A 16434-nucleotide genomic window follows, 5' to 3' on the forward strand; every position below is an offset into this window, starting at 1 on the left:
ACCACACCGCTGCCAAGGAGGGCCAGTGCTCACTCTGAGCCAACATATCGACCAGATCCTCGGGATCTTGCTTGCTTTATTCCTTTCCTCTCTGATCGGTTTGGAGCGTCAGGCCCGCGGAAAGAGCGCTGGTCTTCGTACTGATGCGATTGTCGGGATGACCTCAGCTCTTCTTATGGTCGTGTCAAAGTACGGTTTTAATGACGTGCTTGCGGCTGATCTTGTGCGCGTTGATCCTTCTCGCGTCGCCGCGCAGATTGTTTCTGGAATTGGCTTCCTTGGCGCTGGTATCATTCTGACCCGCTCGGGAGCAGTCCGAGGCCTGACCACTGCCGCCACCGTATGGGAGACAGCCGGGATTGGTATGGCATGTGGCGCAGGTTTGTGGGTCGCAGCAATCGCTGTCACATTCATGCACTTCATTGTTGTTTTCGCGCTGACACCCCTTTCACGCCACATCGGTCCTCATGCCCCCCGCCGTCCCAACACGATTGTTCTGGAGTTGGTCTTCGATCCCGGTCAAGGGGTCATGCGTCGCGTATTGAGCGTGATGACAGATTCAAAGTGGCGCGTTTCCGAGGTCCGATCTGACACTGAGGGTAAACGCGGACATGCATTCATTGAGACGACGACCGCCGACCGTGTTGCGCTTCCCGCACTGATCGCCACAATCTCTGATCTTCCCGGCATCTATTCCGTTGAAGAAGCGGACCCACACGGCGCAGACTAAGTGTCCACGACCTCGGCACTTATGTCACAACAGTCGTTTTAGTGGCACACTTAGAAGCGTGTGTCCTTCGACATACTTATATAGAAAGGTTCGCCAATGTCTCAGGATCCTCAGTCGCAGGGAAATCGACTCGACCCGTGGTTTGATGCCTACGCAGATCGAGCTCATAACCTGCGAGCTTCTGAGATTCGCGCACTGTTTTCGGTTGTCTCTCGCCCCGAGGTCGTCTCCCTTGCTGGCGGTATGCCGAATTTGAAGGATCTTCCTCTGGAGAGCCTCGCCGAGACCGCGAAGGAGCTTATTCTTTCTTCCGGTGCCCAGGCACTGCAATACGGTTCCGGCCAGGGCTGGGAACCCTTGCGTGAGCAGCTCGTCAATGTCATGACCTATGACGGCATCATTGGTGCTGACCCTGACGATGTCGTTATTACCACGGGTTCACAACAGGCACTCGACCTGATGGCCGAGCTCTTTATCGACTCCGGTGACGTTGTTTTGGCCGAGTCTCCTTCCTACGTTGGCGCCCTTGGATGTTTCCGTGCCCGCCAGGCCGATGTCATTCACGTTGATATGGATGACAACGGCATCATTCCCGAGGCCTTAGAAGAGACAATCCGCCGCCTGAAGTCCGCTGGTCGCGCCATTAAGTTCCTCTACACGATCCCGAACTTCCAGAATCCCGCAGGCGTCACGCTCTCCTTGGAGCGTCGACCTTTGATCGCCGAGATCTGCATGCGTGAGCACGTGTTGATTTTGGAAGATAACCCGTATGGCCTGCTCGGTTTTGATTCCGATCCACTTCCCGCGCTTCATTCATGGTCGCCTGAGGGTGTTGTCTACTTGGGTTCGGTTTCGAAGATGTTTGCCCCCGGTATGCGTATTGGATGGGCGCTTGCTCCCCACGCCATTCGTGCGAAGCTGATATTGGCTTCTGAGGCCGCTATTTTGTCCCCGGGCATGTTCGGCCAGATGTTCCTCTCGAGCTACCTGGCCGGTTATGACTGGTACAGCCAGGTTAAGGTTTATCGTGCGATGTACGCCGAGCGTTGCCAGGCAATGCTGGACTCATTGGCGGAGTACATGCCTGATGAGTGCTCGTGGACAACTCCGAATGGCGGTTTCTACACATGGGTGACCCTGCCCGAGGGTTTGAATGCGCGCAGCATGCTTCCTCGCGCCGTGAAGGCGCAGGTAGCCTATGTTTCCGGTACGGCTTTCTACTACGACGGCCGGGGTACCGATCACATGCGCTTGTCCTTCTGCTATCCCGAACCGGATCGTATTCGTGAGGGTGTCCGCCGCCTTGCTGGGGTCGTTAATGCCGAAAAGCAATTGGTCGACATGTTCGGTGTCGCCCCAGAAGAAGATGCTGAATTTTTAACTAACCGTCATGACGGTTCCGTTCACACCGAAGACTGACAAGGAGAAACCCTCATGTCCGCTCAATCTTTGAAGGTACTTATTGTCGCCGGAGGTCTGACCCACGAACGCGATGTTTCCGTACGTTCTGGGCGACGTGTTGCAAATTCGCTGGTCAATCAGGGTTTTGCAGCCAAGGTTGTCGATTTTGATCAAAACCTTCCCTCTGCAATTTCGGATTTCCAACCCGATGTTATTTGGCCTCTTGTACATGGGTCCATCGGTGAAGATGGATCTTTGCAAACCCTTCTTGAAGGATCAGGAATTCCTTACGTGGGTTCAACCCCAGCCCAGGCAATGCTCGCCTCAAATAAGCCCACTGCAAAGGCTTTAGTAGGTTCCGCTGGACTTGATACCCCTGGGTGGATTGCTCTTCCCCAGCTTCTGTTCCGCCAGCTTGGCGCACAGAATGTCTTGAAGATGATCGAGGCCGGACTCACCTTCCCCTTGGTCGTTAAGCCTTCCTCGGGGGGATCAGCCCTGGGCATGTCGAAGGCCTATAACTCCGGCGATCTCCGCTCAGCTATGGTTGACGCCTTCTCTTATGAGGAGCATGTAATGCTTGAGCGCTACGTTGCCGGACGCGACATCGCAGTTTCGGTCATCGATTTAGAAGATGGTCCCCTTGCTCTACCTCCCGTCGAGGTAGCTACCGACGATGGGCACTACGACTACGAAGCTCGTTACACAACTGATGAGAGCGAGTACTTTGTTCCCGCACGTCTGAGTGATGACGAGATGACGGATGTACAGTCTGCAGCCATTCAGATTCACGAGCTATTGGGCCTGCGTGATCTTTCACGTGTTGACTTCATTGCTGATGAAGACGGAAACTTCTGGTTTATCGATGCCAATGTTTCGCCCGGTATGACGGATACGTCGCTATTCCCTCAAGCTGCCGAGGCGACAGGCTCTTTTGACGAGATCTGTGCATCGATCGTCCATTACGTCGCGCAGCGCGCATAGCTGTCTCCGCTAGAATCTTCTTGCTTCAAAGTTTTGGGCTACACCTTTACTGTGTGGCCCAAAACTTTATGCTCTAGCTCTTAAAGAATACCCAGCTTCTTTAAGTCCTCCCTGACAGCATCGATGTTTTCCCAGGTCAGCGCGGGTATACCAAGATACTCCGCAGCCTTAACATACTCGGAACGATCATCAATATAGAGAAGATGCTGCGGCTCTTGTTGGGCCGAAGCAAGTGCCTCTCGATAGATTCCTCTATTCGGTTTTCTAATACCGACATGCGATGAAAAGATCATCGGTCCATTGATATACCGTTGAGCCCAGACGCTTTCCATCACTACTGATGCGTGCGTCACTGGCATGTTCGTGAGCAACCCGATGTTATATCCCGCGGTTCTCAGGTCGCTGAGAAGATGTGCTGCAGCTTCGTCAATAGCGTGCATACGCGAAGCGTCCGCGATTACCAGCTTGCGGACTTGGTCCTCTGATGGTCGGGGTAGGCCACAATCTCCTGAAACCGAGTCCCAGAAGTCTAGATCCGACATTCCTTCGTCATATGAGTCGCGATGTGCCCATACTGCTTTATCGACGAGGGACACGCATTCAGCAGAATCACCAAGGCCAATAATTGACGCAAATTCTCGCGGGTCGGGTCGTTGGCTAACTAATACTCCTCCAACATCGAAGAAAATTAGTTCAGTATTGAGCTCGTCAGCCATGTATGTCAACCTCCACCTCTATTGTCTCGCATGACTGTCGATTCAACAAAATTAACCAGTGTCATTCTCACGTTCACAACTGCTGCATTATCTCTGCATTCATTTGGATTACAGAGCGCCCCGTGACCGCCCAAGTATCGTGTTCTTTGATCATTTCAACGCGCATCTCGATAATTTCAACCGGACTGTTATCAACAACGTGTAGCAACGCCTACTTATGCTTATTTTCACGTGCATATACACCATGATTTTGGAGCTATTGCTCATCCTGATATCAATCACTGTGGGCGATGTTTCACGTGAAACATCGCCCACTAGCTCGTCATCTTGCTGGCCAGCTATCTAAAATCGATAACCACCCGGACAACTGAGATTTCTTCGCTGTTTTGTTACCTGTTCGCATGCGGGAGGAGAAGATCAGCGAGACGTTGCAGATCATCGGAGCCTGCGAACTCGATGATGATCTTTCCCTTCCTTTTTCCTTCAGAAACTGTTACGCGCGTATCCCAGGCATCTGCGAGCACCTGGCTCATGTGCTCACCAAGCGGCGACGTAACCTTAGCCCGTCTCAACGAAGGCTTTGAAGGACGCTGTACTGATCCAAGACGAACTAGTTCTTCAGTGGTGCGAACTGACAAACCCTCAGCAATGATCCTATTGGCAAGGATCTCCATATCTTCCGGAGTTGGTAGGCCAAGTAATGCACGTGCGTGGCCTGCGGATAAAACCTGTGCAGAAACCTTCTTTTGTACCGATGCCGGTAGCTTAAGCAGGCGAAGGGTATTTGCAATTTGCGGACGAGAGCGTGCAATCTTCTTAGACAGCTCCTCCTGCGTAGCCCCGAAATCTGCCATGAGCTGCTGATACGCAAATGCCTCTTCCAATGGATTCAGCTGTGCTCGATGGAGATTCTCCAGCAATGCATCACGGAGTAGATCTTCATCTTCTGTGTGTCGAACGATGGCGGGGATCGTATCCAGACCAGCAAGTTCACTTGCGCGCAAACGTCGTTCGCCCATAATCAGCTCATAACGAGCCTCAGGCTTTTCCTCGAGGAAACCTTTGAGTGTCTCAGAAGGTTCTTCATTAAGGGGTATGCGTCGAACAACAATCGGTTGTAAGACACCGACTTCTCGAATCGAAGCAGCCAGTTCATTGAGGTCGTCTTCATCGAATACCTGGCGCGGTTGACGTGTATTCGGAACGATCTGCTCAAGCGGAATTTCTGCAAATGTCGCACCGGGCACCTGCATCAAATCCGATGTTTCACGTGAAACATCATCACTCACATGCGGCGAAGTACCCGCATGAGACTCATGCGCTTCCATTTGCGCGGGACGTGAGGATCGGAAAGATCGAGAAGAGCCAGTAGCGGATGCGGCACCAGAAGTGGGCGCAACCTTCTCATCATTCGCAGTACTACTACCTGCAGCCTCTACACGCGCCTTACTCTGAGCTGTTGTGGTCTTAACCGACGCTGACTTAGTCGTGCGAGATCGCGGCTCGAGCAACTCCCGAGCGGAACCACCACGCACCGTGGCCGACGATTTACGCTCACCTGGGAAAAGAACATCAAGTGGTCGCCTAGCCACATCTTCGGGCTTCTCAGTTTGGGCAGGGGGGATGAGTGCACCCAAACCACGCCCTAAACCTGTACGTCGTTGGGACCTATGAGATGATTCTGATTGCTCAGCCATGCACACTTACCAATCTCACGAATACTGAATATTGACTCCATTGTTTCACGTGAAACAGGAAAATGTGTATCGAGCAAGCAAAAATACGTTTTCACAGACGCATTCTCCTGAGAAAAAGAATCAGGGTTCAATCGCCTATCAAGACGATCAAAACCCCGAAAAAGTGATTGAGGAGAACAAAACGAGCTATCACATCGCCAAGCGATGACTCAGCTCATACGCTGCCTTTCGATAAGCAAGTGCGCCGGCACCATTCGGATCATAAGTGATGACGCTCTGCCCATAGCTTGGCGCTTCAGAGACTCGAACCGAGCGAGGGATGACAGTCTGCAGCGTCTGCTCAGGGAAGTGTGACCGCACCTCATTCTCGACTTCATCCGATAAGCGCGTACGCTTGTCGGCCATCGTGAGGAGCATAGTTGAAACATGTAGTTTTGGATTAAGATCAGCGCTGATGCGATCAATGGTCGACCACAACTGACTCAAACCTTCAAGCGCGTAGTACTCGGTCTGAATAGGAATCAAAACCTCGTCAGCTGCAACCATCACGTTCAAGGTCACCAGTCCAAGCGAGGGCGGACAATCAATAAGGATCAGATCAATTTGCTGATATGCCTGAACGAAGTACTCAACGGCGTCCGCAAGACGAAACTCTCGCCGTTCGAGATCGACAAGCTCAATTTCCGCGCCTGAAAGATCGATGGTAGCCGGGCACACCCACAGGTTATCCATCTCAGGGCAGGCTTGTAGAACTTCACCGATCGTCAATTGACCGGTAATGACCTCGTACGTCGAAGGCGTGCCAGGACCATGAGGAACGCCGAGAGCACTCGAAGCGTTGCCTTGAGCGTCTGCATCGATAACAACAACCTTCAGACCTGCCAGTGCAAAAGAGGCGGCAAGATTGACAACCGAAGTCGTCTTACCAACGCCACCCTTTTGATTAGCTACCGCAATGATTCGCGTCGACGCGGGTACGCCAAACTCAGCCGTCTCAAGAAACTCTCGATCCTGAAAATTCCGCGTAATTTGGTCCGAAAGTGGGGTATCGCCGGCCATAAAACACAAGCCTTTCTCACACGTCAATGACACAAGTGTAGGCAGTCATGCCCGCGGGAGAAAACCGAGGACACACCCGTAGAAAAGAAATGAGGTATTAAGAACGGAGTCTTTTCGCAACAACGACGTAAGTCGAATCGTCTTCCATTACCGAGGGGACCTCATGGATCTGAGCACTCAGGTGATGACGCTTCAGCTCAGCAGCAGCAGCCTCGACTTCTTCACCCGCACGGCGCCCTTTAAGAGCGACAAGAGACCCACCGGGAGCAATGAGCTTTGAAGTCATACGCACAAGCTTCGTCATATTCGCCAGTGCACGTGAAGTCACCACATCGGCCTTACCCTTACCGCGCAGTTCCTCGGCACGAGCCTGATGAATGCTCACATTGTCCAAGCCAAGAGTGTCCACAACATCTGCGAGCCATTCGCAACGTCGCGCCATGGGTTCAGCAAGATGGACATCAAGATCTGGGCGACAAATCGCGATAACGATCCCGGGGAAACCTGCCCCGGAACCGACATCCAAAATCTGTCCCTTCTTGGGAAGAAAATCCAAGACGGCGGCAGAGTTCACCAAGTGCCTCGACCAGAGTCGGGGGAGCTCACGCGGACCGATCAGCCCGCGGAGCTCACCTTCCTCAACAAGCATGTTCGCAAACTCGGCAATGTCGGGGTAGGCCAAACCGAAAAGCTCTCGAACCTCAGGTCCGGGAACCTCAAGTTCAAGGTCAATTTCGGCCTCGCGAGGAGAATTACCGAGCGCGTCCACTCAGGCCTCCTCGGCCTCGTCGGCAGAGTCAGTATCAGCGTCAACATCCTCCGCAGGAAGAATGACGACGCGGCGACGGGGCTCAACGCCTTCAGATTCGCTGCGAAGACCCTCGGAGGCAACAACGTCGTGGCACACCTTGCGCTCGAAGGGGTTCATGGGCTCAAGCTTCTGGGGCTCACCTGTCGCACGAAGGCGTGCAATTGCCTCGTGAGTGAGGTCCTGAAGATCCGCCTTACGATCGGCACGGAAGCCCGCAATATCCAGCATGAGTCGCGAGCGCTCGCCAGTTTCGGTCTGAACAGCAAGGCGCGTCAGTTCCTGAAGGGCATCGACAACTTCACCGTCTTCGCCAACCAGATGATCCAAGGCAGATGGATCTTCCGAAATAATTTCTACTGATGCACGACCATTTTCGACATCAATTTCGATGTCACCGTCAAGGTCGGCAATATCCAACAGTTCTTCCAAGTAATCGGCAGCGAGCTCGCCTTCTTCCTCAAGGCGCGAGAGCTCGTTTGTCGTATCTTCGCTCATGATTATCCTCCGTAGGGGTTTGATGCCTCAGGCATCGAATGGTCTGTGGGCGCCTCAGCGCTTCTTCTTCTTTGCGGCGGCGCGGCGAGCCTTACGGCGTTCTTGACGCTTGCGTTCGAGCTCTGCAGCTTCAGCATCTGACGAGGCCTCGGAAGAAGCGGCCTGTCCGCCCCGAGCGCGAACCTGACGCTGTGCCTCTTCACGCTTAGCAGCAGCCTCACGACGTTCTGCTGCGCGCTCAGTCGCGACCTTCACACCCTTCATCCAAACCTCATCAGGAAGGGTCGTCCATTCTTGCATGGACAGGTTGCGGTAAACAGAAACGATCTCTCCAGTGCTCATGGCCTGGGGGAAATTAGAGGCGATCTTCTGACGCTTGGCACGGCTGCGAACCTCGGTCAGCGTGGCCTCGTTAAGAGCCTTGAGTTCATCGGATCCATCAGCCAGTTCGCGACGCTTCTCGTCGTAGTCCGCGAAGAAGGGACGTGCCCACGACTGGTAGGCATCCTGACGCTTGGCCAAGAGTTCCTTGTAGGCAGCGGAGTTCGGGTTCGGCATATTCTTAATCACCCACAGCATCTGCAGGTAACCCCAAATGCCCGCGGTCGTCGTATAGATCACGACACCCATCTGGAAGAACAGACCCGAGAAAATGAACATGAAGGGCATGACGTACATCATCATGCGCTGCGAACGAACCATGGGGTTGTTTGGATCCTGGTTCTGCGGCATGTTCTTCGTCATCGTCAGGCGAATGGTCAAGAACTGCGTCGCAACCATGATGACGATGAACACACCGAAGATCAGTGTCGGGAGCGAGGCAAAGGACGAATCACGGATCGTGTGGGACAGCGGGACACCGAAAACCTGCGAGGAGTCGATTTCCGAGGCGACCGCCTGAGTGATCGGACCCAGGGAGTCCACGTGACGCGCACCGACCTGGTAGCTGCTTTCTGCCAGCGCGTGGATGGCGTAAATCGCGCGGTACATCGCGAAGAGAACCGGCAGCTGAACGAGCATCGGCAAGCACGAAGCGAAGGGATTCACACCGTACTTCTTGTTGAGCTCGGAGATCTCCTGCTGCATGCGTTGACGGGAGGCCACATCCGTCTTGCCCTTGTATTTGGCCTGAATCTTCTGCATCTGAGGCTGAACAATCGATGTGCCTCGCATGCTCTTAAGCTGCTTGAGGTACAGCGGGATGATCAGTACGCGCACCAAAATGGTCAGCAGAACGATGGACAGGACCCACGTGAATCCTGCACCGCTGTTCATTCCAACGAGCAACAGCAGGTCGTGAATCCTGACCCAGAGCCAGGCAACCGCTATTGCAAAGGGATAGAGAATCGAATCCACAGGAGATCTCCTTATGATGCGCGGGGGACGCTCACTGCGTCCGTGTGATGCTCGGCCTTCGCCGAGAAGTCTTCAAGAGTGTCGACCGATGTTTCGTCATCGGTGCGATCCATGCCCATGGGGGTTTGTGCCCACGGATCGTCGTAGCCGGCCCAGTCTTGGGGTGGCGTCCAGGCTTCGCTGGTCCACTTGCCGCGAGCGGGAACTTCATCGACCCCGCCGAGGCTCCAGGGGTTACAGCGGAGGATTCGCCAACTTGCTAATAGTGTCCCCTTGACGAGGCCGTGGGTGCGCAGCGCACCGAGGGCGTAGCTTGAGCAGGTGGGGTAGTAGCGGCAACGTGGCGCGAAAAGTGGGGAAATGAAACGCTGGTAGAAGCGCACGGGAAGAATGGCAATATAAGCAAAAGGAGAGCTCATAGGCGACCTCCCTCCCGATGATCCCATTTCTTCCATGCACGGCGAAGAACTTGGTCTAATTCTTCCCCAAGTTCGCACGAACTTGCACCCAGGGCGTCATGCTTTATACGAACAACGACACGTGCTCCCTGAGGAAGTGCGCCCAAACGTTCTCTCATGAGGTGACGCAATTGCCGCTTAACTCGGTTACGTCCAACCGCTCGTTTAATTTGGCTTTTAGGTACGACGAAACCGACGAGGCGTGAATCACTTTCCTCGTCGGTTCGACAATGCACAATGAGCCTTTGCTGACCCGCGCGCGATCCGCTTCGGATTGCGAGGCGGAAGTCCGCTGGATTCACCATGCGGTTCGAGCGGGGCAACACCTCGCGAAAGCTCAGGCGGAGAGGCGGGCGCGGCCCTTGCGACGGCGTGCAGCCAGGATTGCGCGGCCAGCGCGGGTGCTCATACGCAGGCGGAAGCCGTGCGTCTTCGAACGACGACGGTTGTTCGGCTGATAAGTCCGCTTGGTGGTCACTGATATCTCCTCGAATTGGTCATGGACAGTGTGCGCCGCAATTAGGCACACATACGAACTGACAGCCTACGGGTTTTTGGCCGTTCCGTCAACGAAAGAGCGCCGTACCACACTCAATCCACACCTGTGGAAGCAGGTGTGGATAAATTGGGGGTTAGTTATCCACATGCAAAGTTATCCACAGAGCTGTGGACAGGGGTTTTTTCTTTTTGCCGCAAGGGTGAGGTGTTGTAACTACACAAATGTCATTTGGGGATTAAATATCCACAGGTCTATCCCCAGCTGTGGAAAACATGACATGCTTGTAAAGTTATCGGTGGATAATGATTCGCAACCGATATCATTTCTCGTGTCCTATCTCACGTCATCTTTCGGAGGTTCCTGTGTCGATCGATGCCCTTACTCAGGCTTGGTCTGAGGCACTGTCGCAAAACTCAGATCTGTTGGGACCCGCAGCCATGTCTTTCCTGCGTTCAGCAAAGCCGCTGGGCGATATCGACGGCACGATCCTCATCGCAGTTCCCAATGACTTCGCAAAAAAGTGGATTGAAAACAACGGTGCAAATGACCTCACGCAGGCACTTGCTGCAATTCTTGGTCGAAGTGTTCGACTGGCAGTGACCATCGACCCCACTTTGGATGCACAAGAAGAAGCGGTAGAGGAAACCTCCGCTGCGGCCTCGGAAATTTCGGATAACGCAGCGTCTACCCCACAGGGCGAGCCCGCCCATTCATCCTCTTCTTCTCAGGCTTCCGCACAGCTCAGCCAACCCGCCGCCAGCACGGGAAGCCCACAACTGGCAATCGATACCGCTAGCACGCATCTCAATCCCAAGCACACCTTTGACACCTTTGTCATTGGTCCTTCCAACCGCTTCGCTCACGCCGCAGCTTTTGCGGTATCAGAAAGCCCGGGACGTGCCTACAACCCTCTGTTCATTCACGGTGGTTCCGGGCTGGGAAAGACCCACTTAATCCACGCAATCGGCCACTACACGCTGTCACTTTTCCCGCAGTTGCGCGTGCGCTACGTGAACTCAGAGGAATTTACCAACGACTTCATTAACTCAGTGCGTGAAGAAAGCATTGAAGAGTTCCAGAGGCGTTACCGCGAGGTCGACGTTCTGCTCATTGACGATATCCAATTCATTCAGGGCAAAGAGCGTACGGTCGAAGAGTTCTTCCACACCTTTAACTCTCTGTACAACGCGGGGAAGCAGATCGTTCTGACCTCAGACGTACCGCCTCGTGAGCTCGATCTGGAAGATCGAATCCGTTCGCGCTTCGCGGCGGGCCTTTTGGTCGATGTCCTTCCTCCCGACCTGGAAACCCGTATCGCAATCTTGCAAAAGAAGGCCAGTGCGGAAAATATCGAAGTTGATCCTCGGGTTCTGGAATACATTGCCCAACGAATTTCCTCGAATATCCGCGAACTTGAAGGCGCCCTAGTGCGAGTTGCTGCCTTCGAATCCCTGTCAAAAGAACCGGTCACCGTTTCGATGGCAGAGATGCTCTTGAAGGACTTTGCTTCTGACTCGCAGGACACCGAAGTAACACCAACGCTGATTATGAGTCAGACCGCGACATATTTCGGCGTAACGATTGACCAATTGTCGTCTTCGGACCGTTCGCATGTCGTCGTTGAGGCCCGTCAGATCGCGATGTACCTGTGTCGCGAACTCACTGATCTTTCGCTTCCGAAGATTGGCGCTGCATTTGGCGGACGCGACCACACAACCGTGATGCACGCGAATAAGAAGATCGTGGGGTTGATGGCGGAAAAGAGGGAGACCTTCAACTACGTCACCGAATTGACCAACCGCATTAAGCAGGCCGCACGTCAGTCGGCAACTCTCAGCTAAAAACTGGGCGTTTGAGGGTGCGAACTTCCTTTCCACAGAAGCTGTGGAAACTGTGGTGAAACATCACCGATCGCTTGTGTACGAGGCAGAGCAATTTGTGGAGAAAAACAAGAGAACAATCTTCGTCCACAAAAACATGTAGTTCGTTCACACACAGATTCACATATTCATCCACGACAGAAGTGCTGTCATTTCACGGTAAAAATGGGTTTTCCACACAATCCACATAGCCGATGATGATGACGAACTTTAGTTCAAGACAAATAACAAAAAATCGCCAACATCAGTGAGGCCTCGAGCTCAGACTCGTTAAGGTGTAATTCTCAGTTTCCTTGACGCCTACAGCCAGGTAAACTGACCACGGTATATCTACATTCAGTTCCAAGGAGAATCCATGAAGTTCACCGTCGCCCGCGACGTGCTTGCAGAAGCTGTTTCATGGACAGCGCGTGTACTTCCCACCCGTCCCGCAAGCCCCATCCTTGCTGGTATGCGAATCTCGGCTCAGGGTCAGGAACTGACTCTGTCCTCCTTCGACTACGAGGTTTCTGGAAACTCGCGTATTCCCGCCTCGGTTGATGAAGAAGGCGAAGTTCTGGTTTCCGGTCGACTTCTTGCAGATATTTCAAAGTCCCTGCCCAACAAGCCGGTCACCATCGAAGTTGATGGACAAAAAGTTTCTCTTTCCTGCGGTTCCTCACACTTCACCTTGGCAGTCATGCCTATCGACGAATACCCGCTTCTTCCCGCACAGCCTCAGGTTGCAGGCTCTGTAGATTCGCAGGTTTTCCAGCAGGCCGTTGCCCAAGTATCAATCGCAGCTTCTCGCGATGAAACTCTTCCGCTTCTTACCGCTGTCCGCGTTGAAATCGACGGCAATAACATCACGCTTTTGGCAACTGACCGTTACCGTCTGGCAATGCGCGAGCTCAAGTGGGATTCGGTTTCCGATATGTCCGAAGCCGCACTGGTCAAGGCACGCATTCTTCAGGACGTCGCAAAGTCCATGACGTCGGGTGCAAAGGTTGAGATCGGTTTGTCGCAAGAATCTCAGCCGGGCGCTTCTTCGCTCATTGGCTTCCAGGCCGGTGGACGCCGCACGACATCTACCCTGATGGATGGTGACTACCCGCCGGTTCGCCGTTTGTTCCCGGAAACGACCACCATCCAAGCAATCGTCGAGCGTCACACTTTGCTCGAGGCAGTGAAGCGTGTCTCCTTGGTTGCCGAGCGCAAGACCAGTGTTCGCCTGTCCTTCTCCGATGGCCAGCTTGTTCTTGAAGCCGGCCAAGGTGATAACGCTCAGGCTTCTGAAGTTGTTCAGGCACAGCTCATGGGCGATGACATCGCGACCGCGTTTAACCCGCAGTACCTCAGCGAAGGTTTGTCGGTCATGGATACCGAGTATGTTCGCTTCGGTTTCACCCACCCAACGAAGCCCGCTGTGATCACCGGCCAAGAAAAGGCTGATGGTGGAGAGTCGACCGACTTCCGCTACCTGCTGATGCCGATCCGCTACGGAATCTGATCTGGAGTTTGTGTGCGAGTTTCGCACGTTGCGCTGGATGACTTTCGTTCATACCGTCATGCGGTAGTGGAGTTTGCGCCGGGAACCACGGTCCTTTTGGGCTCAAATGGCCAGGGGAAGACCAATCTTGTCGAGGCTGTTTCCTACCTTTCCGCATTCTCTTCCCACCGCGTGAGTGCAGAACAAGCCCTGGTGCGTTTACCCCTTTCCCCTGACGAACCCCTCCCCGGTGGGGCAGTTGTTCGGGTCAGGCTGGTGACAGCAGGTGAACGCGAAACAGTTATTGAACTTGAGATTGTTCGTGGAAAAGCGAATAGGGCGAAGGTCAATCGCACCCAAGTTCGACCGCGCGAAGTTCTTGGCCTGCTCAAAAGCGTGGTGTTTTCGCCGGAAGATCTTCAAATTGTTCGTGGTGACCCACAGGTTCGTCGCCAGTTCTTGGATGATCTCCTCATTCAGCAGCACCCGCTGATTGCACAGGTAAAAAACGATTTTGACAAGGTTGCACGTCAGCGTGCAGCCTTGATGAAGAGTGCTCAATCGCAGTTGCGCCGAGGTTTTACTCCCGACTTTTCAACAGTAGAAGTTTGGGACGACACCTTTGCTCAGCTCTCCGCTCAGCTCAGTCTTGCGCGCGTGGGACTAGTCGACGAACTTCGTGGTCCTGCGGCCCACGCCTATGAGGAAATCGGTGGATCGCCTCGGAAATTGGATATCGAATTCCTTGCTTCCCAGGGGAATTGCCCGGTGGGTGGGGATTTGGCCACGATTGCGGGTGAACTCAAGGAAATTTTGGCCTCGGCACGCATGAAGGAAGCCGAGAGGGGAGTGAATTTATTCGGCGCACACCGCGACGATTTAAAGCTCACCCTCGGTGGGATGCCCGTGAAAGGTTATGCAAGCCACGGCGAGACATGGTCGGTTGCTCTTTCACTACGTTTGGGCGCTTTCGAGCTTCTTTCTCAAGATGGAGATACCCCGATTCTTATTCTCGATGATGTATTCGCAGAGCTTGATTCGTCGCGCAGAGCGGGATTAACCCGTATGATTACCGGAGCGGAACAAGTATTAATCACGGCAGCGGTCGCCGATGACGTTCCGCAAGAATTACATGCTCAGGTTCATGCAGTCCATTGGGATCCTGAGCTTGGAACGGTGGTCGGTGATGAGTAAATTTTCCGATTTTGAATACGCCTCTGCTGCACTACGACGTGTACAAGCCAGAGCGCAGGCCCAGGGCCACTACCGCATTCCTCTGCGGTCACGACGCAGAAGTGTGAGCGGACAAAGTGAAGAATTTGCCGAGGAAATTTTGCTCGATGATGAGCAAGAAGCTACGGAGGTCAACCTTGATCCTCAAGCTGATCCGGATGGTGAATTTAGCGCGCTGTCAACGGTCGTTTCTCGGGCTGGAAGTCGTTGGATCAAAATGCCTGGAATGGCTCCGATGCGGCGAAAATACCGTGAGCCGAAAAAGCTGGGCCTGACGATTGATTCTTTAATCGCCTCGCGCGGGTGGCAGGAACACACTCGGGCGGGAGATCTGATGGCGCGTTGGAGCGATATTGTCGGCGATGAAATCGCTGAGCACTGCTCCATTGAAACAATTGATGATCACCGCCTGATTGTTCAATGTGATTCCACCGCGTGGTTTAAGCAACTTCAGCTACTGCTGCCGCGCCTAGAACGTACGATTGCCGAGGCCGTGGGTGAGGGTGTCGTGCAGCAGGTGATCTTGCGTCCACCTGCCTCTCCTTCGTGGAAAAAGGGCCGTTTATCGGTGCCCGGGAGGGGTCCTCGGGATACCTATGCCTAGTTTCTGAACGTGTGACTGATCACAGCCTCAAAAACGGCTATATTTCGCGGATAATTCCTGTGAGTGATTCTTCCTCATAGCGGTGTCAATCAGGGCTTTCCCCCTGCCTTTTCGGTAGAATGGTAGCGGTTGTTTTATTGCTACTGCGCCATTTTCGGGCAGTGCACACCCATGCGGGTGAAGAATGAGGGGAGCCATTAGGTGGCTGAAACGCAAGAACCAACAGTCGATGACGGATCCGACGGCTACGGCGCGTCAGATATCACCGTCCTCGAAGGTTTGGAGGCGGTGCGTAAGCGCCCCGGTATGTACATCGGGTCAACCGGTGAGCGCGGCTTACATCACCTGGTGTATGAGGTTGTAGATAACTCCGTTGACGAGGCCTTGGCTGGTTACGCGGACCACATTGAGGTCACGATCCTGGCCGATGGTGGCGTTCGCGTCGTCGATAACGGACGCGGTATTCCCGTTGACGAGCACCCGACCGAACACAAGCCAACGGTCGAGGTCGTCATGACCATCCTGCACGCGGGCGGTAAGTTCGGCGGTGGCGGTTACGCGGTTTCCGGCGGTCTTCACGGTGTGGGTATTTCGGTTGTGAATGCCTTGTCTACGCGTGTCGATACGGAGATTCGCAGGCAGGGATACGTATGGCGGATGTCCTTCGCTAACGGTGGTCACCCCATTACCGAATTGGTTCGTGGTGAAGAAACCACTGAAACCGGAACGACGCAAACCTTCTACCCGGATCCCGAAATCTTTGAGACCACCGTCTTCGATTTCGAAACCTTGCGTCAGCGCTTCCAGCAGATGGCATTCCTCAACAAGGGACTGCGTATTACCTTGACCGATGAGCGCGAAACTGCCACGGATGAAGGCGACGAAATCGCCGGAGACGAGCAGGCCTCAGAAGAAAAGCACAAGGGATTCCGCCAGGTTTCCTACATGTATGAGCACGGCCTGCGTGACTACGTGGAATACCTGGATTCGGCAAAGAAGATCGAAACGATCAACGCTGACATCATTGACTTCGAAGCGGAAAA

General features: G+C 53.8%; 17 protein-coding genes. 8 read left to right on the plus strand and 9 right to left on the minus strand.

The annotated features are described in order from the left end of the window. Positions 1-25 precede the first annotated feature (25 nt). The 3 genes from RW023_RS07460 (at position 26) to RW023_RS07470 (ending at position 3115) form a co-directional block, all read left to right on the plus strand. A complete protein-coding gene (locus RW023_RS07460) occupies positions 26-730 on the plus strand; it encodes an MgtC/SapB family protein (RefSeq protein WP_315580596.1) in 705 nt (234 codons plus the stop codon). 96 nt (positions 731-826) lie between these two features. After that, a complete protein-coding gene (locus RW023_RS07465) occupies positions 827-2149 on the plus strand; it encodes a PLP-dependent aminotransferase family protein (RefSeq protein WP_315580597.1) in 1323 nt (440 codons plus the stop codon). A 15-nt stretch (positions 2150-2164) separates the two neighbouring features. Then, on the plus strand, positions 2165-3115 hold the full coding sequence (locus RW023_RS07470; RefSeq protein ID WP_315580598.1) for a D-alanine--D-alanine ligase: 951 nt from the start codon (positions 2165-2167) through the stop codon (positions 3113-3115). An 80-nt stretch (positions 3116-3195) separates the two neighbouring features. Here the strand turns inward: RW023_RS07470 and RW023_RS07475 are convergent, their stop codons facing one another. The 9 genes from RW023_RS07475 to rpmH form a co-directional block, all read right to left on the minus strand. Beyond that, positions 3196-3831, minus strand: coding sequence for an HAD family hydrolase (locus RW023_RS07475; protein ID WP_315580599.1), 636 nt, complete (start codon positions 3829-3831; stop codon positions 3196-3198). Positions 3832-4220: 389 nt separating this feature from the next. Next, complete coding sequence (locus RW023_RS07480) at positions 4221-5528, minus strand: ParB/RepB/Spo0J family partition protein (RefSeq protein WP_315580600.1); 1308 nt, start codon at positions 5526-5528, stop codon at positions 4221-4223. Between the two features lie 189 nt (positions 5529-5717). Next, complete coding sequence (locus tag RW023_RS07485) at positions 5718-6587, minus strand: AAA family ATPase (protein ID WP_315580601.1); 870 nt, start codon at positions 6585-6587, stop codon at positions 5718-5720. A gap of 97 nt (positions 6588-6684) precedes the next feature. After that, positions 6685-7356 (minus strand): 16S rRNA (guanine(527)-N(7))-methyltransferase RsmG, encoded by a 672-nt coding sequence (gene rsmG / locus RW023_RS07490; RefSeq protein WP_399499497.1) that lies wholly within the window; start codon positions 7354-7356, stop codon positions 6685-6687. Continuing rightward, positions 7357-7893: a R3H domain-containing nucleic acid-binding protein gene (locus RW023_RS07495; protein WP_315580602.1), complete on the minus strand. Its 537-nt coding sequence runs from the start codon at positions 7891-7893 to the stop codon at positions 7357-7359. 54 nt (positions 7894-7947) lie between these two features. After that, positions 7948-9249, minus strand: coding sequence for a membrane protein insertase YidC (gene yidC / locus RW023_RS07500; RefSeq protein ID WP_315580603.1), 1302 nt, complete (start codon positions 9247-9249; stop codon positions 7948-7950). A gap of 11 nt (positions 9250-9260) precedes the next feature. Continuing rightward, positions 9261-9668 (minus strand): membrane protein insertion efficiency factor YidD, encoded by a 408-nt coding sequence (gene yidD / locus RW023_RS07505; protein ID WP_315580604.1) that lies wholly within the window; start codon positions 9666-9668, stop codon positions 9261-9263. Further along, entirely contained in the window at positions 9665-10033 is a 369-nt protein-coding gene (gene rnpA, locus RW023_RS07510; protein WP_315580605.1) for a ribonuclease P protein component, read from the minus strand. The genes yidD and rnpA overlap by 4 nt, the downstream gene beginning before the upstream one ends. 11 nt (positions 10034-10044) lie before the next feature. Next, the gene (gene rpmH, locus RW023_RS07515; protein ID WP_009748181.1) at positions 10045-10185 is read right to left on the minus strand and encodes a 50S ribosomal protein L34; all 141 of its coding nucleotides are present in this window, start codon (positions 10183-10185) and stop codon (positions 10045-10047) included. A gap of 383 nt (positions 10186-10568) precedes the next feature. Here rpmH and dnaA point away from each other — a divergent pair, with 383 nt between their 5' ends. The 5 genes from dnaA to RW023_RS07540 all read left to right on the plus strand — a co-directional run. Beyond that, positions 10569-12047, plus strand: a complete 1479-nt coding sequence (gene dnaA, locus RW023_RS07520) for a chromosomal replication initiator protein DnaA (protein WP_315580606.1) — start codon at positions 10569-10571, stop codon at positions 12045-12047. 394 nt (positions 12048-12441) lie between these two features. Further along, complete coding sequence (gene dnaN, locus RW023_RS07525) at positions 12442-13575, plus strand: DNA polymerase III subunit beta (RefSeq protein ID WP_019126717.1); 1134 nt, start codon at positions 12442-12444, stop codon at positions 13573-13575. A 12-nt stretch (positions 13576-13587) separates the two neighbouring features. Next, positions 13588-14748, plus strand: a complete 1161-nt coding sequence (gene recF / locus RW023_RS07530) for a DNA replication/repair protein RecF (protein WP_315580607.1) — start codon at positions 13588-13590, stop codon at positions 14746-14748. After that, entirely contained in the window at positions 14741-15391 is a 651-nt protein-coding gene (locus tag RW023_RS07535; RefSeq protein WP_315580608.1) for a DciA family protein, read from the plus strand. The genes recF and RW023_RS07535 overlap by 8 nt, the downstream gene beginning before the upstream one ends. A gap of 201 nt (positions 15392-15592) precedes the next feature. After that, positions 15593-16434: ATP-binding protein (locus RW023_RS07540; protein WP_315580609.1), on the plus strand; the 842-nt coding region annotated here is incomplete at its 3' end.

It is taken from the genome of uncultured Actinomyces sp. (assembly GCF_963542285.1).
GTDB lineage: Bacteria > Actinomycetota > Actinomycetes > Actinomycetales > Actinomycetaceae > Pauljensenia.